The organism is Microcoleus sp. B3-D7 (genome assembly GCF_036705305.1).
GTDB lineage: Bacteria > Cyanobacteriota > Cyanobacteriia > Cyanobacteriales > Microcoleaceae > Microcoleus.
This window is the reverse complement of sequence record NZ_JAUBUE010000004.1, coordinates 65,865-87,149: the sequence shown is the minus strand read 5'-3', so window position 1 is coordinate 87,149 and position 21,285 is coordinate 65,865. Positions and strand designations below refer to the sequence as shown.

The following is a 21,285-nucleotide window of genomic DNA, read 5'->3' as shown; positions in this document are numbered from 1 at the left end:
ATAACCTGCAGTCTTTCTTGAGGAGTAGCTGCCGCCGGTGCGAGCAATCTCTAAACTCGGTAGCATAAGCTATCAGCTATCAGCTAGCTAAATATTTGCCCCGCTCTTAAAATCCCATGAAGTTAACCACACGCGGACACTACAGTGTCAAAGCATTACTGGATCTAAGTTTGCAACCTCGCTATGGCCCGACATCGGTGAAATCGATAGCGAAGCGACAGGAGTTACCTGCTCCGTATCTAGAAAAATTGCTGATTGAAATGCGACGAGCCGGTTTAGTCCAATCTGTTCGGGGTTCCCAAGGAGGATATCAATTAGCCCGCATGCCCGCTCAAATCTCTTTAGGACAAATCTTAGAGGCTGTAGGTGAAACTATTGAACCTTTACCTCGACATTTCCCCGACGCGACGCAAGCAGAGGACTGGGTAACATTCAGTTTGTGGAACCGATTGCACAAAAAACTTGCCGAAGCGCTGTACAGTATTTCCCTCGAAGACTTATACTATGATGTCCGCAGTTGGCAAGCGGCTCTTGGGGAAGAAACTAGCTTTATCATTTAAATGGTAAGTTCATTCATTCGATCGCCAGCAATCACACATGGACGCAACACTTGTTACTTACTTTGGCGGCTGTCACTGCGGAGCTGTCCGCTTCCGTGTCGCCGTTGACAAACACGAAGCATCAGATTGCAACTGCTCTATCTGCAAAAAGAAGGGATTTTTGCACCTCATTGTGCCGCCGGAACGTTTTACCTTGCTCAGTGGCCAAGATGTTTTGACCACCTATACATTTAATACAGGAACTGCTCAACATACTTTCTGCGGAATTTGCGGCATTCACTCGTTCTATCGCCCCCGATCGCATCCCGATCAATTCGATGTCAACGTCCGCTGTCTTGACGACGATGCCATCAAACACTTTGAGATTCTACCCTTTGACGGTGTTAATTGGGAGGAGAACGTACACTTGCTTCGCGATGAAAGTAATCTCAGCAGTTAAAATTGCTGCTAAAAAATTAAAGTCCCCAAAGGTAGCAGCAGTTAAAACCTGCGCTACCCGGACGATCGCTCCTGGTCGGACGGACTATCAAGTTTGACAAAATATATAATGATGCCGGATGAATTTCCTGTTTTGATTTTAGCTGCGGTGTTGGATTATTCGATCGGCGATCCTTGGGGTTGGCCGCATCCCGTGCAGGCGATGGGTTGGGCGATCGACCGCTATACTCGACTTGTCTTTAATATATGGAATAATCCCGCAGGCAAAATGCCTGAAGCAGAGGATCGTCCTGCTGGCGATCGGCACAAACTGCTGCTACGATGTGCTGGTACAATACTAGCGATCGGGCTGATTCTAGGCAGTTATACTGTCAGTTGGTCGATCGTCCAAGCTGCTAGTTGGGTGCATCCTCTTTTAGGTATTGCCATACAGACCATTTTGCTGGCAAGCTGTTTTGCAGGTCGCAGTTTGAGGGCGGCTGCAGAGGATGTGCTAGCACCTTTAAATGTTGGAGATTTAGTCAAGGCGCGAGAAAGGTTGAGCCTTTACGTCGGCCGGGATACCGAAAACTTATCCGAGCCAGAAATTCTGCGAGCATTGTTAGAAACTGTAACAGAGAATGCAGTCGATGGTGTGACAGCACCGCTATTTTATGCCTTACTTGGGTTCGCTCTGCCCCATCTATTATTAAGTGTTACCGGTTCGCCGATCGATCCTAACTCGATGTGGGCGAGTGCTATAGTCCCCTTGGCGATCGCTTACAAAGCAGCCAGCACATTAGATTCTACGATCGGCTACAAAGAAGCGCCATACACAGATTTAGGATGGTTTTGCGCCAAACTAGAAGACGTGCTGACGTGGATTCCTTGCCGGCTAACAGTGATTACTTTAGCCGTTATATCTGGCAAACCGATTTACATTTGGCAGATTTGTCAGAGAGATGCTGTTAAAGATGCCAGTCCCAATTCCGGTTGGAGCGAGTGCGTTTACGCGGCCATCTTGGGAGTGCAACTAGGAGGTACTAATTCCTATCGCGGAGTTCTCAAACACAAACCGCTGTTAGGCGAGCCGGTTCACCCTATCACAGCGCCGCTAATTTGCCAAGCATTGCAATTAACTCGGTATTGCTTTCTGATTTGGTTGGGACTATCATTGCTTTTTTATACCTTATTAGGTTTGAGCCGCTAACTTATGACCTCACTAGAACAGTCCAGGAGGCATAAATAACTTATTTCTGTCATTGTTCGCCCGCTTGCACGCAATCGCACCATCTGCTTTTCCTCCGTTCGGGGTAAGTCCTGCAGAAGACAGAGATCCGCCACCGACAGCAGCAAAAAAAGTTTTGACTTGAGTTCAAACCCCCAGATTCATCTGTCAAGTCAATCTCAAATCTCAAATCTCAAATCTCAAATTGTTCGATATGCCAACAGCCAACAATTAGCTCGCAGCAACCCATGACTAAAATTATCGAAATTTTATCCCCTGATGAAGTGAGGCGCACTCTCACCCGCGTCGCTTCCCAGATTGTCGAAAAATCAGGGAATCCCTCGGAGTTAGTGCTGTTGGGCATTCATAGTAGAGGAGTGCCTTTAGCTCAAATTTTGGCCGATCAAATTGAAGTTCTCGAACAAGTCAAAGTACCCGTGGGCGCTTTGGATATTACCTTTTACCGAGATGACTTGGATCGAGTTGCGATGCGGACACCGGCTAAAACAGAAATTCCTTTCGATTTGACGGGCAAAACCGTGGTGTTGGTAGATGACGTTATATATAAAGGCAGAACGAGTCGAGCGGCTTTGAATGCGGTCAACGATTACGGGCGGCCGGAGAAAATTTGGTTAGCGGTATTAGTCGATCGCGGCCACCGAGAAGTCCCGATTCAGCCAGATTTTACGGGTAAAAAGTTGCCGACTGCAAAGGAAGAACAAGTTAAGGTTTACGTTCAAGAGATCGACGGGCGCGACGGAGTGGAGTTAATTAAGGGGTAATACGATTTTAGATTTTAGATTTTAGATTGGACACAACTGACTGTTAAACCAAGTCCAGCTAAATAAACTAAGTAGGGTGCGCTGTAAGTAGCGCGTCAAACCACTTTTTGCGTCCATCATATCAAATCCGTTAGCATCGGAATAGTAAATTCGAGTTGACTGTTGACTGTTGACTGTCAACAGTCAACATCATTCCGGTGTAACCGGAAATGATATCACTGAGCAAAATACTTCGTTTCCGCCCGCTGACAACGTAAAAAACCAGGTTTCTACCAGAATAGGGGCTTGGGTAAGCAAGCCTCTAGGAAGAAACCTAGTTTTTCGCCGTTGCGCGGAGCGTCTTGATTTATTGAAAATCGGCAGTGCAGGAGTTGAACCTGCCTGGGGCGAATTATGAGTTCGCTGCCTAAACCGCTCGGCCAACTGCCGTTAAATCGATTTCTTCGACTTAACTCAAAATGAATTATAACATAATTTCTCAGTCCGTGCTAGAACTAGAGAACAAAAATCAAAATCTTTAGATCTGCTGAGTCCCGATCGGCTGTTAGCCAATGTTAGGCAAGCCGATCGACCTGACAAAGCAGTTTCTAGGACTCGGCATAAACTTATAGGCAATGGCAGTGAATTCGACGGTAGTGCTGACTCTAATTCTGCTCGCTCTAATGTTTGGAGCAGGCGTGACGAGTTCTGTTTGGGGATTTACTATAGGTCGCGAAGCCTTGCAAGGAACGACTCAACCCGATGTTCGTCCCAGCAACAATGCGGGCAGCGGCAAGCCTGGAACGACCGCTAGCAAAGACCAAGTGAGCATTTTGAAAGAAAAAGACATTCTCACAACCGTCAAAGCACGGGTAGAAGGTCGCGATCCAGAAAAAACGGCCGGGGCAAATACTAAAACAGAGAAGGCAAGCTCTAAACCAGCCGCAGCCAAAAAACCCGCTGCACAAAATGCTAGCGCCAAGTTTCCTCTGAACAGTCGCGACGGGGGAATAACCCTGGAAGTGAGCGCGGCCAGTCAGCGCAACAATTCCATGCTGCTAGACGTGAGCATGAAAAATGAAGGCTCCCAAGCTGTGAGGTTTCTCTACAGTTTCTTGAACGTCACTGACGATCGTGGCCGGGCCCTGAGCGCGACTGCCGAGGATTTGCCGTCGGAACTGCCCCCCAACGGGCAGGTGTATTACGGTACGGTGAGTATTCCCACAGCTTTGCTGGAAAATGCTAAGGAAGTTTCGCTGACGCTGACAGATTATCCAGGTCAAAAACTTCAGTTGCAAATATCTGGCATTCCAGTGGCGAAGTAAAATAAAAGAAGACCAAACCTGCAGACGGATTCTCAGGTTTGATCGAGAAAGTTTTTTTAGGGAGCATTGTGTCACTTTTAGGGGCGAGAGTGCAGGAGATATCTGATTTACCCGCGATGAGTTCGACAGAGGTGCTGTCGCGGTTGCTGTCAGTGCTGTTGCTGATTGCGATTAATGCTTTTTTTGTGGCGGCTGAGTTTTCGATGGTGACGGTACGCCGATCGCGCATCAATCAGTTAGTGGAAGCTGGCGACGTTGCAGCTTTAACTGTGCAATCTTTGCAGCAAAGTATTGAGCGATTGCTCTCGACAATGCAGTTGGGAATCACTCTTTCTAGTTTAGCTCTCGGCTGGATTGGGGAAAGTACGATCGCCGTGCTAGTCCGAATGTCGCTCGGCTATTTGCCGCTGCCAATTTACATCAAGTCGGCGATCGCCCATTCTTTTAGCATACCAATAGTAACTTTTTTGTTGCTAGCTTACCTGCAAATCGTACTGGGCGAACTTTTTCCCAAATCTGTAGCGTTACTGTATTCCGAACAGCTAGCCAGAACTTTAGGGCCTCCGAGTTTATTGATTGCCCGTTTGTTCAATCCCTTTGTGTCGTTTCTCAATCAATCTACTCGATCGCTCTTGCGGTTTGCGGGCATCGAATACGATCTAAGGCATCGCCCGGTTACTCCCGAAGAACTGCAACTAATTATAGCTACTTCCAGCGAATCCAGCGGCTTGGAAGCAGAAAAGCGAGAATTGCTCAACAACGTGTTTGAATTTGGCGAAGTGTGGGTAGAAGAAGTAATGGTGCCAAGGCCTAGCATTGTCGCACTTCCCAAGACGGCAACCTTTCAAACTTTGCTCGACGAAATGGCGATTTCTCACCATTCCCGCTATCCCGTGACGGGAGATTCTTTAGACGACATTATCGGCATTATTGGCTTCAAACAACTTGCGAAACCCTTAGCTGAAGGTTTGCTATCTCCCGACACGCCAATTTTACCTTGGATGGATTCGGTGAGGTTTGTGCCGGAGATGATGCTGCTGGGGGAACTGCTGCCTTTGATGCAGAGTTCGTCGGAAGAAATTGCGATCGTAGTCGATGAATTTGGCGGCATTTCCGGGTTAGTCACGCTGAGGGATTTGATAGCCGAAATTATCGGCCGCAGCTACGAGTCACCCGACAGCAAAGAAATTGCTTTGCAAGTATTGGACGATCGCACTTATTTAGTGCAAGCGCAGTTAAATTTAGATGATGTGAATCAAATATTGAATTTGGATTTGCCAGTAACGGACGAATATCAGACAATCGGAGGTTTTTTGAGCTATCAGTTGCAAAGAATGCCGGCTGTGGGGGAAGTTTGGCGCGGCGAAAATGTGGAACTTACGGTTGTTTCTGTGTCCGGGCCGCGGTTGGATCAACTTCAAATTCACTTGTTGGAAGACGCTGCGGGCGAGCGAGCTTTAGATGAAATTGCAGCAGCCGATGGGGAAATTGTGGGGAAAGGGCGAAAGAATAGCGGGTTGAGTAGTGTGGCAAAATTGTCTCATTAAGATTTTGAGGAAAAGGGCGATCGAAATAGCGCAACTTTTTATACCAAATCTGAGTTAGCAAGCCCGTTTATTCTTTAGTCTCTTAGAGAGAAACGAGAGTTTAGGGAGAAGCAATTTCAACCGCCGACTCGGAATACTGTTTAAGCATAAGCCACCGGATCTTTTAATCCCAATTCCTCAAAAGCCGCCAGCCGCAACCGACAAGAATCGCAAACACCGCAGGCATTTTCCCCGCCTGCGTAGCAAGACCAAGTTTGCTCCCAAGGTACTCCTAATTTGTTGCCTAATTGAATAATTTCTGTCTTTTTAAGTTCGATCAAAGGTGTGATAATATTAATAGCATTTCCTTCTCTGCCCTGCTTTGTTCCTAACCGAAATACTTCCTGCATGGCTTGGATGTAATCGAGGCGGCAGTCGGGATATCCAGAATAATCTAAAGCGTTGACACCGATGTAAATGCGATCGGCTTCTAGAGTTTCTGCGTAGGCGAGGGCAAAGCTGAGAAAGATCGTATTTCTAGCAGGAACGTAGGTAATTGGGATGTTTTGGGACATTTCTGCAAGATTGCGATCGATCGGCAATTCCATTTGATTATCCGTCAAAGCCGAACCGCCCCACAGTGTTAAGTCAAAGTTTACTATCTGATGTGCCTTAACGCCTGCAGCAAGTGCGATCGCCCTTGCTGATTCCAACTCCCGCCGATGTCTTTGCTTGTAGTCAAAGGAAATAGCGTAACACTCGCAGCCGTCGGCTTTGGCTTGATACAAAACTGTTGAGGAATCCAGCCCTCCCGACAATAAAATAACTGCTTTCACTTAAAACATCCTCACGAAAATTAGCTTTTCTATTTATATCAAATTAGTCGCAAATTGACAATAATAATAGTTGTGTAGAACATCTAACTTTAGCTTAGGCACTGCACAGCTTACCTAAAAATTAACTGGTTCATAGGCAGAGCCTATGAACCGAGATATAGAGGCTCTGCCTCGCATTACGGTCAGGAAAAGTGGAGGCAGAGCCTCCAGATATACGTTACCAGGCAGAGCCTAGTAACGAGTATAAAGAAAATTCATCTTTTGTGGAACAGGCATCTTGTCTGTTCTTGAGATTGATGCTGGATGTCAGATTTAAGTTGCTAATAGATCATCGAGTTCGCGGTAATCGGGCAAAGTTGTATCAATTTTAATGCCCTGGCGCAAAACTGTGCGATCGGCCTGCGCTCTAGATAATAATTCGCTGAAATTACGCGCTTTAAACAAAATCAAATCGGCTGGTAAACCAACTGCAATTCGTCCTAAATTCGGCAATCCCATTAAATCGGCTGGAGTCTTTGTAACTGCACAGGGCCACTCTCCATAAGGCCTATCTAAATGGGCAATGCGGACTGCCATATTAAAAACTTCCAAAACATCATGGTCGCCAAATCCGTAAAACGGATCGCGACAATTGTCGCTAGCAACTGCAACGGGAATTCCGGCTGCTTGTAGTTCGTGCAGCAGTGTCACTCCCCGCCAGCGCGGTGTATGCTGAGATTCTCGGTCTTGCAGGTAAAGGTTGCACATCGGCAAGCTGACAATGCCAATATTTGCTTCCTTGACTAATTCCAGAGTTTCTGTTACTAAATCTGATGGTTGTACGGCTAAACTACAGCAGTGTCCGCAGATTATTTGACCCCCAAATTCATGGCGGATGGCGGTTTTTGCGACTTCCCGCAGTGTTGTTGATTCTGGATCGTCGTTTTCGTCGGTGTGGAAGTCGAGGTTTAAATTTCGTTCTTTGGCTAAGGCAAAAACTCGATCGAGTTGTTTGTCTAAGTCGGGATTTATATAGGCGACGCCGCCGAGAATGCCACCAATTTGGGCAATGCGATCGGCTAATTTTTCGCCGGCGGGTGTCAGGTAATAGTCGAGGGAAACCAGGGAAACTGCTTGCAAGATCAGCCGATCGCCCCATTCGGCTTGCAGCGCTTCAAATACTCCCAAACTAACGGTTCCCTGTTCGCCTGCGCTGTCTATATGAGTGCGGATAGCCTTGGTTCCGTGGGCGTAGCTGCACTTGAGGCCGAACTGCATCCGCCGGTAAACATCCTCTGCATTCCAGTTTTTTTGGGCATCAGCGCCTACCGCTTCGATCGCGCTGGCAAAAGTTCCATCGGGATTGGGCGATCGTTCCCAAATGTGGCCTTTGTCTAAATGGGTGTGCATATCCACAAAACAAGGCCAGATTAAGCCGCCCTGCAAATCTATAACTGGGATATCTCCAGAGGAGGATACAAATTTTGTACCTGCTGGGATAATTTGGGCGATCGCCCCTGCTGCAATTTCCAAATCCACCAAACAAAAATTGTTCTCACTCCCCGTTGTCGCCACAGTAGAAGCTGAGGGCGCGATCGATTTCATCTCTAGAAGAGACGCGGGTACGCGACCATTTTTGAGCAAATAATTAGATGTACTTGGCAACATTAATTTTGTGAGTTAGTATTTTGTTGATAATTACTGGCTACCAGTTGTAACTATAACAACCCTTGCAGGAATTGTGAACATCTCTCTTTTCCTCTTTCTCTCTTTTCTAGATTCTCTACGCCCTCTGCGCCCTCTGCGGTTAGTTAAACAAATATCATGCAGAAAGAAAATATAAATGCTAGAGAAACTTGGATTAAATAGGTAGCTTTGCTGTTGGTACTCCCGCCCTAATCACTGAAGCACTTAGGCAAAATTTTTATATTTTCAGGACAGCGCGAAAATCAGCGTCACAAGTTTGGCTATGCCGGATAATTCCAGAGCCTGAATCCTTTTGCTATCATAAATCACTGCTTCAAATTGCAATTTCACTTTCAACTAACAGCACCATCCATAGCAAGAGCCAAAAACAACTGTGTCAAAACCCAAGCATATAGTTTTAACATCCCATCCCGACAGATCCGGCACAAAACCTCATCCCATTTACTGGGGAGAAATCGATCCGCTGAAACGGGGGCCTGTGATTGGTAGCCTCACCAAATCGTCTCACCGGAATGCGATCGGCACTCATTCGGGTTCCTACTCTGTTTATCGCGCGCTAGCAGTGGCTTCCGGGGCATTGCAAGCAGATCACCGCCCGGATTTTACCAACACCTCTCCGGCCGCACACATCGGGCCGCACCCGAGTTGGGGCGATCGCAATTTGATTGTTTCTCTCGATCCCTTTGGGGGTTTGGTCAGCGAAGTTTATACTTCATTTCTCCAGCAAGGATACGATATTCGACCGACAATTGCTGTCACTAAAGCTCACATTAATATGCCGGAATTGCAAGATGCCATCGCTAAGGGGCGAGTGCAAATTGATGGCAAAATAGTCAAAGCAGGTGGCAATTTAGCAGTAACTAAAATTGCGATCGACCCGGTGTGGTATTTGCCGGGAATTGCTAGGCGGATCGGCGCCCAAGAAAGCGTTCTTCGCCGTGTCCTGTTCGAGGAAACAGGCGGAATGTTCTCGGACTTAGTGACGCGGCCGGACTTGCACGTTTTCTTGCCGCCAATTGGCGGAACTACGGTTTATATTATTGGCGATGTCGCGAATATTTCTGACCCGGATAAGCAGTTGGCGGTACGTGTACATGATGAATGCAACGGTTCAGATGTCTTCAGTTCCGATATCTGCACTTGTCGCCCTTATTTGGTACACGGGATGGAAATTTGCATCCAAACGGCACAATCAGGCGGTTCTGGGGTAATAGTTTACTTCCGCAAGGAAGGGAGAGCTTTGGGGGAAGTGACTAAGTTTTTGGTGTACAATGCCAGAAAACGGCAGGAAGGCGGCGATCGCGCTGAGGCCTATTTTACGCGCACTGAATGTGTTGCGGGAGTTCAAGATATGCGGTTTCAAGAACTAATGCCAGACGTGCTGCACTGGTTGGGGATCTCTCGAATTGACAGTTTAGTTTCTATGAGCGATATGAAATACAATGCGATTATCAATTCTGGCATTCAGGTAATCGATCGCATTCCCATTCCAGAAGATTGGATTCCTGCAGACGCACAAGTCGAAATTGTCGCCAAAAAAGCCGCCGGCTACTACACGCCAGACCCCGTGCCAGATGCTACAATTCTTGCAGAAGCGATCGGACGCGATTTAGGAGATTAAGATGGCAAAGACGCGACCGATGAGATGCGAACAATCGCGTCTTTGCTAAATAAAATTTATTGCTGGTTTTTGATCAGTCAGGGTAAGTTATGGCTAATTTGCGTTCTAGTGTGATCGTAAAAACAGATATTTGCGGATATACCGCCAGAGTCAAAAAATTATCTCAGTCGGACTTGAGTAGTTTGTTAAACGAGCATAAAAATTTTGTTTCAGATATTAGCGCCAGAAATGAAGGCAGCGTAATTAAAGGGGAAGGTGATTCATTTTGGATAATTTTCCCCAGCGTCACAGCAGCGGCAGTAGCAGCCATAGAGATGCAGCAAGAATTGAGAGCGCAACAATCTAGCAAGGCGAACGACGAACGATTGGCTATTCGCGTGTCGATTACATTAGGAGATGTCTTGCATCAAGATAAAGATATCTTTGGCGATACTGTGAATTTAACAGCGCGCATAGAATCAGTAACTCCGCCGGATGAAATATATTTGTCCCAAGCAGCATGGTTGGCGCTCAACAAAGCAGAAGTGCAAACGTCTTTTGTCAACGAGTTTTCTTTGAAAGGGATGAGCGAACCTGAAAAAGTATACAAAGTTGACCAAAGTTATAAAACGCGAATCATCAAAAATCAAGCAATAATTAAAGCAGATTTGAGAGGTTTTATTGCTTATCAAGAATCTAATTCCATCAAAGATGTTGAATATTTGCTCACCAACTTTGATACTTTTGAAAAAACTATTTGCGAAGAATACGGCGGCACAATTCGGAGTATTGTTGGCGATTCGCATTTGTTGACTTTCCCGGAAGCTCACTCAGCCTTAGCGGCAATGGAAAGTCTGTGTGAGAATTGGAAACTTTTTATTAACGCCAATCAAATACCTTGTGGCTTGTCGGTGGGAGTTGCTAAGGGAAATCTATATATATTTAGGTCTTGTACTTACGGAAAAGATATTCACATAGCCGACAGGCTGGAAGATTTAAGTAAAATAGTATCTCCGGGGAAAGAAAAAAATTCGGTGATAGTTTCCGATCACATAAAACGCGAAGTCAGCGGGTCGAAGTGGGAATATAAGCTGATCAAAATCGATAAAAATGCGATTTTAGATAATCTTTTAGATTACAGTCAGTTTGACTTTTTTCAAGAAAACGATGTTTACCGCTGTTTGGTTGTATGAAGTTGCACAATATTGAACTTGAGACTGTAGAATATCTGAGAACGCCGGCTGCTATTCGCCAAAAGTGCGATCGGCTTTTTGATTTAGCCCGCCTAGACAAACTCCGCTACTTCCGCGTCGATTTATCCCAACTCGACAACGCAGCAAATTATGTAATTGCCACAACGGGGCAACACTATCCCGATTTTAACATTCCCTTTCACAGTCGCTGGCGACATTTTGAAGCTGGCAACCTGCCGCGACTCGCCGAATTGGATGCAGCTTTAGCAGAATTTGCACCGGTTGAAAAAGCTAAGATCAAATTTGATTTAGCAATTGTCAGCGTTTTGATCGATGCCGGTGCTGGTGGCGATTGGCAGTATTGCGAACCTGAAACCGGACAGGTTTACCGCCGTTCTGAAGGGTTAGCAATAGCCAGCTTGCGGATGTTTTGTCAAGGTGTTTTTTCTAGCAATCCCGATTTTCCTTTGCAAGCCGATTCTCGCGGACTTTCTCAATTAAAACTCGAAACCTTAGCTGCGGGATTTCAGGTAAGTCGAGACAATCCGCTAGTTGGTTTAACAGGCCGATTAGAATTATTGCAGCGTTTGGGGAAGGCGATTTGCCAACATCCATTATTATTTGGTAGCGCCAACCCGCGTCCCGGCAATTTGGCAAAATACTTGCTCGACGATCGGGTTTCTGGAGCCAAAACTGTGGAGGCTGCTGAAGTATTGAGCGCTGTTTTGACAGGTTTTGGGGAAATTTGGCCGGGAAGATATGCAATTGGTGGCGTTAATTTAGGCGATGTTTGGCGGCATCCGGCTTTAACAGGAGAAAATCTGGGAGATGAATTCGTGCCGTTTCACAAACTGTCGCAGTGGTTGACTTATTCGCTGTTGGAACCGCTGGAAGAACTTGGTTTAGAAGTCGCCGGATTGGAGGAGTTAACGGGATTGCCGGAGTACCGCAACGGCGGTTTATGTTTGGATATCGGGCTGCTGCGGGCAAAAGATTCGGCTATTTTTGAGCAGAGTTACTTGCCGGGTTCGGAAGTTATAGTAGAATGGCGATCGCTGACTGTGAATCTTTTAGATAAAATTGCCGCAGCTATTCGAGAAAAGCTGCATTTGAGTGCGACAGACTTGCCGCTGGTGAAGATTTTGCAGGGAGGAACTTGGGCGGCGGGGCGGAAAATTGCGGGCGAATTGAGGGCTGGTGGAGGGCCGCCAATTCAGATTAAAAGTGACGGCACTGTGTTTTAGAAGGAAGAAGGAAGAAGGAAGAGGGAAGAGGGAAGAAGGAAGAGGGAAGTTCGGCAACGAATTCTATAACGGATGTAACGGATGTCAGGAAGAAGGAAAAGGGAAGAGGGAAGAAGGAAGAGGGAAGAAGCAAGAAGGAAGAGGGAAAATTATTCCCTCTTCCAACTTAAAACTCAAAATTCAAAATTCAAACCTGAAAACTATACCTCACACTACACTCCCAACAAGCTGCTTAGCGGCAAGTGCGATATTTGACGTGATAAACTAAACCGCGATGAGCCAAATCGAAGGAGTCAACGGTGGCCATGCCGGCACCGCGGGCTGTCATTGCAGCATTTACTCTCATATTTACACTGTCGCCGCAGCGAGACCAAACATTAGCTACAGTGGCTAAGCTATCTCGAACATTGTAGTTAGTTTCGCCGCTGAGATTCCGATTAAAAACAGGGCCGCGGGCTCCAGCGAAAAAGTATTCTGCTCGCAGGTTGCCTGTGGTTTTGGGAGCCACGTAGCCGCGATAATCAGCATCGTAAATAGAAATTTGGTAGCCTTGGGGTACTTTGATGGGAATGCTCAGATTGCAGCTTTTCCGGCTTTCTGTTGAGACATTTCCCAGGGCTGCAAACTTATCAAATAGGATGGTCAGTTCTTGACCGTCGGGGCTGACGCTGACGCTGGCGGAGCGATCGGGGCAACCGCTACCACCGTAGCTTGCACCTAAAATTTGAACCAGCGGATTAGCCAAGGCGGGGCTGATAGAAGCAGTCATTAATGCCGTAGCTAGCAATAGTTTTACAAACTTCATGGATGTTCTCCTTAATAAGTTCAGTTGTGTGTTAGGAGCACCCTAAAAAAATGGAACTGAATTTCGGTAATGCGTTTTAAAGTTGGATATAACCGCCTTCATGATGAAAGATGAAAAGCCAGTCAAGCCAACCTTATGACCTCATGTGCAGTTCCTATTCAGGTTTTTTCGATTAGTGAATTAATCGAAAAAATAGGTTTTTTGTTGATACTTCTTAAGATTCATATCTGTTGGTAAAAGTTCCGGAAGATTTCGGGGCGAAACTCCGGATATGTGTTAATCGGCTTGGATGGAGCGCGAGACAGCGAAACCAGTGGGGAGGCTTTTGGGCCAGGATCTGCCTTCTTAGGAAGAGTGCGGGAAGGAGAGGAAATGAGAGAATGACATATTTGTGTATTTTCAAACCTCGCATACTTAGTGTCGCGCTGGGCGGATGAAAGGCAAGTGTAGAAGTAATTTTATTCGCGCGGTATTTGTGTTTTCAATAGGGGTTTGAGATAAGTAGTCCAGGACGCAAGGGCGGCAGAAACCTGCTTTTTTTGCGTCAAGAATGCCTCTAGGGCTGATAAGTTAGAATAAAGCAAAGTAATTATTCAAAAAAATGAGTGCTAAAGTTACTGTCATTGACCATCCTTTGATACAGCACAAGTTAACTCTCATGCGCCAAACTCAAACGAGCACGGCGAAATTTCGCCAACTGCTGAAAGAGATTGGAATGCTGCTAGCCTATGAAGTGACGCGAGATTTGCCGCTAAAATACGAACTAATAGAAACGCCGATCGCCAAAATGAATGCACCGGTGCTGGCTGCAGAAAAGAAAATTGTTATTATTTCGATTATGCGTGCCGGTCAGGGACTGTTAGATAGTATTTTAGAACTGATTCCGTCTGCGAGGGTAGGACATATTGGTTTGTACCGCGATCCGACAACTCGGATGGCGATCGAATATTATTTCAAAGTTCCCCAGGATATCGAACAGCGAGATGTTTTAATTGTCGATCCGATGCTGGCTACTGGTAATTCAGCAGTGGCGGCAGTGGATAGGCTTAAAGAAGTTAATCCCAAGTCTATTAAGTTCTTGTGCTTGCTGGCGGCACCGGAGGGACTTAAGCACTTTCACGAACAACACCCTGACGTGCAGATTTATACGGCGGCAGTTGACGAGTGTTTGGACGAACACGGCTATATTGTACCCGGACTGGGAGATGCGGGCGATCGGCTTTACGGCACTCTGTAAATTCAATAAAATGATTTTGGGCTGTATATGCCAATACATTCATTAAAAAATAAGTTTACTAACATAAGTAGTGGTTTGATAGTGCCATACAATGTAAATTGTAAGATTTTAATGTCAGGAAAAGCCTATATAGAGCAAGGGTTGTAGGAGTTTCTTACATTAAATTCGTAAATTGCATTATCTAGATGTATTTACTGCATCTTCTGGGTAAAATCTCTGCCTTTAGTGTAATTAATTGCAGGGATTACTTCATAAGATAGATGTATGATGCTAACCGTTTGCGCTCGACTACTAACATTTTTTGACGAGGGAAAAAACAATGGAGACTACAGCACAGAAAGAAGCCCCAACTCAGCCTGTTGAGGAAGTGAAAATTCAGAATATCAACAGTTTGGAGTTTGAGCTTTGGGCTAAAGCAGTGAAACGCCAGATGATTGCAGCACTCTCTAAAAAGGGCGCGATTTGAGAGCTCGGGGTTTTTCGCGTGCAACTTGTGTTAATTAAATTAACAAAATTTTTGTCTGCATTGTTGTTCAAGAGCGATAAGTGGAGAGGGGAAGAGTTTTGAGATTGCGCCTCTCGATGAGTTGCCCAAGAGGAAGAAGAAAGCATTTTCCTTATTCCTAGTTTTGGACGCACGAGTGGAAGGAAACCGGGTTTTTTTACGAAAATACTTCTGTTGCAATCGGCAGAAATGGTAAAAAACCCCGGTTTCTTCGTGTCAAGAGTGCCTCCGGGACTGTTCTGTCTGCCGAATGCTTTCTGTCCGATTACGATCGCTTGTCAACCGCCGCCAGCAAGCGCAGACTTCCGTCTTGAACCTGCACTGCTTTCACCGTTCCCACAGCAACTCTTTGTTGACCGTTAGCCATCGCTACCTCAATCTTAATCTTGGGGTCAGCCAGTAATCCCAGCCGCCCCCAGAGCCACTTAACTTGAGTAGCAGGAAAAGAGCGCACTTCTACATCTGAAAAGGGCGAATTAACCCAGCGGCTACCGTCGTAAAAACTCGCTACTTGCACCTGATACCAAACTTGTTCTCCCGCCAATTTTAAGTCGTTGTTCGGTTCTGGCTCCAGCCACTCAGCGGGATTGACACTGTTAATTAAAGTAGCAGAACCCATAATTTGACTTTTGTGGGCTTCTAAACTTTCAGCCTGAGAAACTGCTTCCTGAAGTTTGTTGACCAAATTCCGAATTCGACTTCTTGTTTCGCTGTCAGTATCTGATTGCTGGTCGAGCCAATTCATCGCCTCGCGAGTTCCGTCTTGAGAAGCTACAATCAGGGCACCCCAAGCCTTGACATCGGCGTCAGCGGCATTCACTCTCAAGGCGGCGTCTATGCGGTTCCAGATCCGCCCGCTGTCATTTTTGAGGGTTGTGGCTATTTCGTTACTGTTGCTCGGATCGGCTTCAAATACTTGCAAAGCTTCGGCCCAGCGGCCGTCGATCAATTCTGCGAGAACTTGTTGACCGGGACTGGCCCAAGATGCGATCGCCTGAGCCCGAGTAATTTTAGCGTGAAATTCGATCGTTTCTAGCTGAGCTTGCGCGACGGCAGGCCAATTTTTGCCCGCTTTCCCCTTCGCCACACGCAAGACATTTAATGCTGGAGACCACAGCCCGCTTTTCGCCAGTCGCAGCCCATTTTGGTAAGTCTCGTCATTGAAAGCAATTTCTTCTAAAGAAATCGCAGTTAACTGAACGGGGTTCGGCAAAAATTTGCGCGGGCCAATTTGATAAAGCGTAAATTGCGGCTCTAAACCAACTGTTTGGTCGATCGCCAATTGTGGGTTTTCCCCCTTAACAATTTGCTGCCAATTCGGCGGTTGTCCGGCCGCACTCGCCCACTCCAACAGCGGCATTAAATGATTTTGGCTGGGGTTGTAGCGAACAACTTGTCCGTAGGGAATTTTCCTGTCGCCCCGCTTTAGTTGACCGCTGACATTAAACCAAATGCCAGAGGCGGGGGGCTTTCCGTCAAAGCGGCGCAGTTCTGTTAGGGGTAGGGACTGATTCGAGGCTTGATTGTCAGATGTAGAGTCAGCTAAAGAAGTAATGACAAAAGATTCCGCCGGGCCTTCTACGTTCACAGAACTTGCTAGCTGAAAATACTGCTCTTTATCGGAACTGCGATCGGGCAACTGTACTCGCTTGTACACCCGAAGTTCGACAATTTGACGGCAAGGATTTTTGCAAACCGTAGAAGCCTTAACAGTTCTTTCTACCATCACCGGCAATAGCAAATCGGAAATAGAATTATCGCTGGATCGATCGACGGGAAGCGGCAGGGGTTCTCCGGTTACGAATCCCAATTTGCGGACGCTGGCTTTGATTTGATCGAGAGTTTGGATCGAATCTCTGCTACCCGTAGGCAGACGCGACCATTCCGGCACAAACTGAGAGATCAACCTGTTGCCATTGGGATCGACAATTAGCTGATAACTCAGCCAAGCGCCGCCTCCCATCAAAGCTGCACAGCCAGCCAAGATGCTGAGGGCTGTCAAATTAGCTACCAGTCTTTTCCAGGGATATCTGGCGCGAGTTCGGGGAGTAGGTATTGGAAGCTGGGACTCTTGAAGATTTTTGGGGCGTCGGGTTTGGCGCCGGCGTCTTGTCGGAGGAGGAGCAACTTGGCGATTTTCTGGGGGTTTGGCTCGATTTTTTGAGGGGTTAATTTTGTGTTCCATCATGCCATTTTAGAATTTAGATTTTAGAATTTAGAGTTTAAAATTGCAATAGCCGATCGTACTGCCGACCTATGATATCCCAAGTGTATTGGCTTTCAACGAGCGATCGAGCGCTGACAGAGATCTCCTCTCTTAGCTGCTGATTTTCAAACAAACTGGTAATCGCCTCAACATACTCGTGAACTTTGTTCGCCCGCAAGGCCCTTCTCGGTTGTGGGCCGCCATCGACGGCTAAACCCTCCAAACCTCGATCGCTGGCAACGACGGGGGTTCCCGCAGCCATCGCCTCCAAAGTTTTATTTTTAATCCCAAAACCTATCCGCATCGGCACCACACAAACAGCAGCTTGATGCAAATATTCTGCCACCCTTTGCACCCGACCTACTACTTGAATTCCGGGGAGTTTCCCCAAGGCGAGCACTTCCGGGACTGGCGAAGCCCCGACTAGGGTGAGGGTAGCATCGGGATACCGCTGCTGCAAAGGCGGCAGTATTTGCAAACTGAGAAACCGCGCCGCGTCAATATTGGGCAAATTGTTCATTGCGCCTGCAAAAATTAAGGTGTGTCCTCCCGGATCGATCGACCGGTACGGAAATTCGGTTAAATCTACGCCGTTAGGAATTACATCTATGGAAGGTACAAAAAAATCTTGTTTTCCTCGCACCTGAACCGGAGGCAACAGTAATTCTAGGAGTTGCTCTCTGTCTGTGGATGTGGTCGCAACAATGCGGGAGAATTTGGAACAGTAGCGTTTTTCGTAGCGGGCGAGTAGCGGTAAATTTAGTCGATCGCGCAGGGGTTTTTCCGACGTGCCGGTTGCTAACATTTCCCTGCAAGTTCCCCAAACGGAACTGTGAATGTTTGCCACTGTCAGCAGTTTTTGCCGCCATTCTGGACGCACGTAAATCTCATTAACGCTGTGTTCGCAGGTGACAGCATCGCATTTGCCTGCTGTTACCAATTCGTCTGCCCAATTCTGCATTGCTTGGGAGTAACTTGAGAGTACGTTGGGAGGTGTACCGGACTGCAAAAATCGACCAAATCTTTGGAATTTTCCTATTATTTTAGAGAACTCCCCCTCAGTTCCCCCCTGATTAAGGGGGGGAGGCAAAAAATCGCCATCGGGTTCTGGATCGAGTCTTGGCCCCCCCTTGACAAGGGGGGGTTGGGGGGGTGCTTGCGGGTTGGGAAAAACTGCTAATTCTGTGACTTGCTGGCGCAATGTGTCGATTTGTGCATCGGTGACATCGGGCGCTCGTACAGTGGCGAGAATTACCTCATGCCGCTGGCTCAAGTATTGTAATAAATTAAACGTCCTCACCTGAGTTCCTCCGCGGCTTGGCGGATAGGGAAAAGTCGAGGAAAGCATCAAAATCTTCATGGGATGTGGAATAAATAAAGTTGCCGCTTGCGCGATAAAATTGATTGATAAAATCTTTTTAACAATCTTCGCACCTATGGACGAATTATCTGTTAAGGCGCTGCTCGAAGACTTGAAAAAGCCCGACGAAATCGTCCGGGATCGGGCAACTACAGAACTCTGGCGCACTTGGTTTAACCAGAAAGGTGACTATGGGATGCAAATTCTCAGGCGATCGCAAGTTTCGCTGGATGCAGGCGATGTTCACCACGCTTTGGATTTGCTGACGAAACTGATTGCGGAAGCGCCGGATTTTGCTGAAGCTTGGAACCGACGCGCCGTACTTCACTATACCCAAGGAAATTATAAAAAGTCGATCGACGACTGCGAAATCGTCCTCAAACTGAACCCGGTGCATTTTGGGGCGTTGCACGGTCTAGGTTTGTGCTACGCTGCCTTGGGAGAATACATAAATGCTATTCAAGCTTTTCGTCGCGCTTTGGAAATTCAACCTTTTGCTTTGGTGAATCAAAAGTTAATTCTCGAATGTACGGCTCGTTTGAGTTAAAATCAACTGTGGAGTGAAGGAAGAAGGAAGCTCGGCAACGAGCAATGTACGGGATGTAACGGATGTCAGGAAGAAGGAAGAAGGAAGAAAATTTAGGAAGAAGGAAGAAGGAAGAAAATCAATGCTTTCAGGATTTTTTTGCAATCTTAAATCTCAAATCTAAAATTGTCTAAAGTACCCAAAATTAGCGTTTGCATTCCTACTTGCAATCGAGTTCATCTGCTGGCTTGTGCGATCGCCAGCGTGCTAGATCAAACTTATACAGATTTTGAATTAATTATCTGTGATGACGGTTCCACTGACAGCACTCCACTGTTGATGTCGGAATTTGTCGATCGCGGGATTCGCTACATTCGCCACCCGCAGAATATCGGCAAGAGTAATAATATGCGATCGGGCTTTGCGGCAGCAAGGGGTGAGTATTTTATCAAGTTTGACGATGACGATCGCCTGAGCGCGCAATTTCTAGAGCGGACATCTGCTATTTTAGATAAAGACCCCAGCATCGATTTTGTCAGTACAGATCACTGGGTGATTGACATTAACAATTATATTGACGAAAACCAGACGAAACTCAATTCGCAGCGGTGGGGCCGCACCGAGTTGTCGGCTGGAATTATTGAAGATTTGCTCTCCACAGTTTTTCTGAGACAGAGTTTGCAAATAGGGGCAACTTTGTTTCGCCGCCGCGCCCTGGAAGAAGTAGGATTTCTGCGGCCAAATTTGCAAAATTGCGAAGATAACGATTTGTTTGTGAGACTTGCGATTGCGGGCAAAAAGTGCTATTACTTGCCGGAGCTGTTGATGGAGTATCGAGTTCATGCAGGACAGCAAGGAGTCGATCGGGCAATTCCGTATTTAAGCGATAAATTGCGCTATTTGACCGGCTACGAGTTTGAGTCGGAGAAGTTGGAAACAGTCAGACTCAAAAGAATTGCCGAAACTCAATTAGCGCTAGGTTTGCGGCTGATTGAGGTGGGTGAAACTCAAAAAGGGCGCCTGATGGTGCGGGCAGGAAAGTCGGTTTCTGCGGCGAAAATGTGGGCGGGTTTGGGATTGTCGTTGCTGCCCGTCGAGTTGCGTCCAAAAGCCTTTGAGTTTGTGCGAAAGTTGATGAAACGGGAGTTGTGAAGGCGGAGGATTTCTACAGAATACGCGGCGGTTGAAACCGCGTCTATACACACAAAACTCGCAAGGCAAGGGTTGAAAAGTCGGGGATTAAAATCACGTTTATACAGACAAAACCCACCGAAACAGGTTTAAATTCTTGATTTTCTTGAGTCCCCCTCTGCTGGGACGAGAGGCAAGTGTAGATGAGGTTTTAACCGCCCAGTGTTCTGCTATGTCGGTTTACAAGCAGAAATTATCCGATTGATATAGCGGGTAGCCACGGAATATCTGTAACGCCTGGGTCGTAGCCAAGTTGTTTCAGTAGTGTGGTAATTTGCCCTCTATGGTGAGTTTGATGATTGAACATATGTGTCACCAGAACCCAAGTCGGTAGCACGCGGCATTTACCATCTACATTGCTTGTGTACTCAAACGGTTGACTCAACCAGTCAGAATTAAGGTGTCTAGACCATTCTATAATTTGCCGATCCGTTGTCTCCCGTTCTGCTCTCAAAACCTCAAATTCAGCATACAGTTCTTGACCGATAACGGTACCAGAAAATGGGTTAAGAGTGAAACGACCCATCCATGCTTTGTCACCATACAGTAAGTGATTCAAAGTGCCATGAATCGACTTAAAAAAGGCACCCATATCCTGTTTGCGCTGTTCATCAGGAATTGCCGAGCAGACCGAATATAGATTTTGATTCATCCAGCAATTGTACTCAGCCATTAGCTGGTAGTAGCTACCGTCGTACATACTCAAAACATAATCACATAGTTTGAACAACTTACATTATACAAATAGGTCTTTCACAATACTCCTGACTCTAATTGGTCTAGATAAATAAACTCAGGAGCTTTAACTCCGGCTTCTTCTCTAATTTTAACCAGTCTAGGCGACTCAAAAAACGCCCTAGCATCTGCGATTGATGTCCACGCGGAGAAATGAACAATTTTGTTCGGATCGTTGTGATACTTCAAGACCTGATAGGATCGCTCGCCAGCTTCTTTTCGGATGCTTTCAGCACGATCGAATACCTGTTTCCAAGCTTCATAATTTTCTACTTCATGAATAATTAATACATATTGCATAGCAGTCAGATTCTCTGAGCCTCTCAAAACTTCAAACGACTAAT

At 46.5% G+C, this 21,285-nt stretch carries 20 protein-coding genes and 1 tRNA gene; 13 read left to right on the top strand and 8 right to left on the bottom strand.

Annotation, left to right across the window (positions count from 1 at the left end):
- Positions 1-116: 116 nt before the first annotated feature.
- The 4 genes from QUB25_RS04945 to pyrR all read left to right on the top strand — a co-directional run bounded on the left by QUB25_RS04945 (position 117) and on the right by pyrR (position 2,987).
- The gene (locus QUB25_RS04945) at positions 117-560 is read left to right on the top strand and encodes an Rrf2 family transcriptional regulator (RefSeq protein WP_333041193.1); all 444 of its coding nucleotides are present in this window, start codon (positions 117-119) and stop codon (positions 558-560) included.
- A 37-nt stretch (positions 561-597) separates the two neighbouring features.
- Positions 598-999 (top strand): GFA family protein, encoded by a 402-nt coding sequence (locus QUB25_RS04940; protein ID WP_333041192.1) that lies wholly within the window; start codon positions 598-600, stop codon positions 997-999.
- Between the two features lie 108 nt (positions 1,000-1,107).
- The gene (gene cbiB, locus QUB25_RS04935; RefSeq protein WP_333182308.1) at positions 1,108-2,187 is read left to right on the top strand and encodes an adenosylcobinamide-phosphate synthase CbiB; all 1,080 of its coding nucleotides are present in this window, start codon (positions 1,108-1,110) and stop codon (positions 2,185-2,187) included.
- A gap of 266 nt (positions 2,188-2,453) precedes the next feature.
- The gene (gene pyrR, locus QUB25_RS04930) at positions 2,454-2,987 is read left to right on the top strand and encodes a bifunctional pyr operon transcriptional regulator/uracil phosphoribosyltransferase PyrR (RefSeq protein WP_333180499.1); all 534 of its coding nucleotides are present in this window, start codon (positions 2,454-2,456) and stop codon (positions 2,985-2,987) included.
- A 356-nt stretch (positions 2,988-3,343) separates the two neighbouring features.
- Here the strand turns inward: pyrR and QUB25_RS04925 are convergent.
- Positions 3,344-3,416, bottom strand: a tRNA-Ile gene (locus QUB25_RS04925).
- A gap of 185 nt (positions 3,417-3,601) precedes the next feature.
- On the opposite strand from QUB25_RS04925, the gene QUB25_RS04920 reads away from it, so the two are divergent.
- Positions 3,602-4,291, top strand: a complete 690-nt coding sequence (locus QUB25_RS04920) for a hypothetical protein (RefSeq protein ID WP_333182218.1) — start codon at positions 3,602-3,604, stop codon at positions 4,289-4,291.
- A gap of 116 nt (positions 4,292-4,407) precedes the next feature.
- Positions 4,408-5,838, top strand: a complete 1,431-nt coding sequence (locus QUB25_RS04915; RefSeq protein WP_333182307.1) for a hemolysin family protein — start codon at positions 4,408-4,410, stop codon at positions 5,836-5,838.
- Positions 5,839-5,978: 140 nt separating this feature from the next.
- Here the strand turns inward: QUB25_RS04915 and queC are convergent, their stop codons facing one another.
- Positions 5,979-6,653 (bottom strand): 7-cyano-7-deazaguanine synthase QueC, encoded by a 675-nt coding sequence (gene queC / locus QUB25_RS04910; RefSeq protein ID WP_333182217.1) that lies wholly within the window; start codon positions 6,651-6,653, stop codon positions 5,979-5,981.
- A gap of 312 nt (positions 6,654-6,965) precedes the next feature.
- On the bottom strand, positions 6,966-8,300 hold the full coding sequence (locus QUB25_RS04905) for a cytosine deaminase (protein WP_333182216.1): 1,335 nt from the start codon (positions 8,298-8,300) through the stop codon (positions 6,966-6,968).
- A gap of 412 nt (positions 8,301-8,712) precedes the next feature.
- On the opposite strand from QUB25_RS04905, the gene QUB25_RS04900 reads away from it, so the two are divergent.
- From QUB25_RS04900 to QUB25_RS04890, 3 genes are all read left to right on the top strand, one after another.
- Complete coding sequence (locus QUB25_RS04900) at positions 8,713-9,960, top strand: GTP cyclohydrolase II (RefSeq protein WP_333182215.1); 1,248 nt, start codon at positions 8,713-8,715, stop codon at positions 9,958-9,960.
- A gap of 89 nt (positions 9,961-10,049) precedes the next feature.
- Complete coding sequence (locus QUB25_RS04895) at positions 10,050-11,132, top strand: adenylate/guanylate cyclase domain-containing protein (RefSeq protein WP_333068486.1); 1,083 nt, start codon at positions 10,050-10,052, stop codon at positions 11,130-11,132.
- Positions 11,129-12,376 (top strand): URC4/urg3 family protein, encoded by a 1,248-nt coding sequence (locus QUB25_RS04890; protein WP_333182214.1) that lies wholly within the window; start codon positions 11,129-11,131, stop codon positions 12,374-12,376. Before QUB25_RS04895 ends, QUB25_RS04890 begins: the two co-directional genes overlap by 4 nt.
- Before the next feature lie 232 nt (positions 12,377-12,608).
- On the opposite strand, the gene QUB25_RS04885 is transcribed toward QUB25_RS04890, so the two are convergent.
- Positions 12,609-13,181 (bottom strand): DUF4360 domain-containing protein, encoded by a 573-nt coding sequence (locus QUB25_RS04885; protein WP_333136289.1) that lies wholly within the window; start codon positions 13,179-13,181, stop codon positions 12,609-12,611.
- Between the two features lie 601 nt (positions 13,182-13,782).
- Between QUB25_RS04885 and upp the strand changes: the two genes are divergently transcribed.
- Entirely contained in the window at positions 13,783-14,418 is a 636-nt protein-coding gene (gene upp / locus QUB25_RS04880; RefSeq protein WP_190736160.1) for a uracil phosphoribosyltransferase, read from the top strand.
- Between the two features lie 319 nt (positions 14,419-14,737).
- Positions 14,738-14,884, top strand: a complete 147-nt coding sequence (locus tag QUB25_RS04875; protein ID WP_332946242.1) for a hypothetical protein — start codon at positions 14,738-14,740, stop codon at positions 14,882-14,884.
- A 304-nt stretch (positions 14,885-15,188) separates the two neighbouring features.
- Here the strand turns inward: QUB25_RS04875 and QUB25_RS04870 are convergent, their stop codons facing one another.
- Together QUB25_RS04870 and QUB25_RS04865 are read right to left on the bottom strand one after the other, a co-directional pair.
- Complete coding sequence (locus QUB25_RS04870; protein ID WP_333182213.1) at positions 15,189-17,111, bottom strand: hypothetical protein; 1,923 nt, start codon at positions 17,109-17,111, stop codon at positions 15,189-15,191.
- A gap of 34 nt (positions 17,112-17,145) precedes the next feature.
- Positions 17,146-18,489, bottom strand: coding sequence for a glycosyltransferase family 4 protein (locus QUB25_RS04865; RefSeq protein WP_333182212.1), 1,344 nt, complete (start codon positions 18,487-18,489; stop codon positions 17,146-17,148).
- A gap of 76 nt (positions 18,490-18,565) precedes the next feature.
- Between QUB25_RS04865 and QUB25_RS04860 the strand changes: the two genes are divergently transcribed.
- Together QUB25_RS04860 and QUB25_RS04855 are read left to right on the top strand one after the other, a co-directional pair.
- Positions 18,566-19,036 carry a tetratricopeptide repeat protein gene (locus tag QUB25_RS04860; protein ID WP_333182211.1) on the top strand — a complete coding sequence of 157 codons (471 nt, stop codon included), beginning with the start codon at positions 18,566-18,568 and terminating at the stop codon, positions 19,034-19,036.
- Between the two features lie 165 nt (positions 19,037-19,201).
- On the top strand, positions 19,202-20,167 hold the full coding sequence (locus QUB25_RS04855) for a glycosyltransferase (protein WP_333182210.1): 966 nt from the start codon (positions 19,202-19,204) through the stop codon (positions 20,165-20,167).
- Between the two features lie 232 nt (positions 20,168-20,399).
- Here the strand turns inward: QUB25_RS04855 and QUB25_RS04850 are convergent, their stop codons facing one another.
- Both QUB25_RS04850 and QUB25_RS04845 read right to left on the bottom strand, forming a co-directional pair.
- The gene (locus QUB25_RS04850; protein ID WP_333182209.1) at positions 20,400-20,906 is read right to left on the bottom strand and encodes a DinB family protein; all 507 of its coding nucleotides are present in this window, start codon (positions 20,904-20,906) and stop codon (positions 20,400-20,402) included.
- A gap of 53 nt (positions 20,907-20,959) precedes the next feature.
- Positions 20,960-21,241, bottom strand: coding sequence for an antibiotic biosynthesis monooxygenase (locus QUB25_RS04845; RefSeq protein ID WP_333077313.1), 282 nt, complete (start codon positions 21,239-21,241; stop codon positions 20,960-20,962).
- Positions 21,242-21,285: the final 44 nt, after the last annotated feature.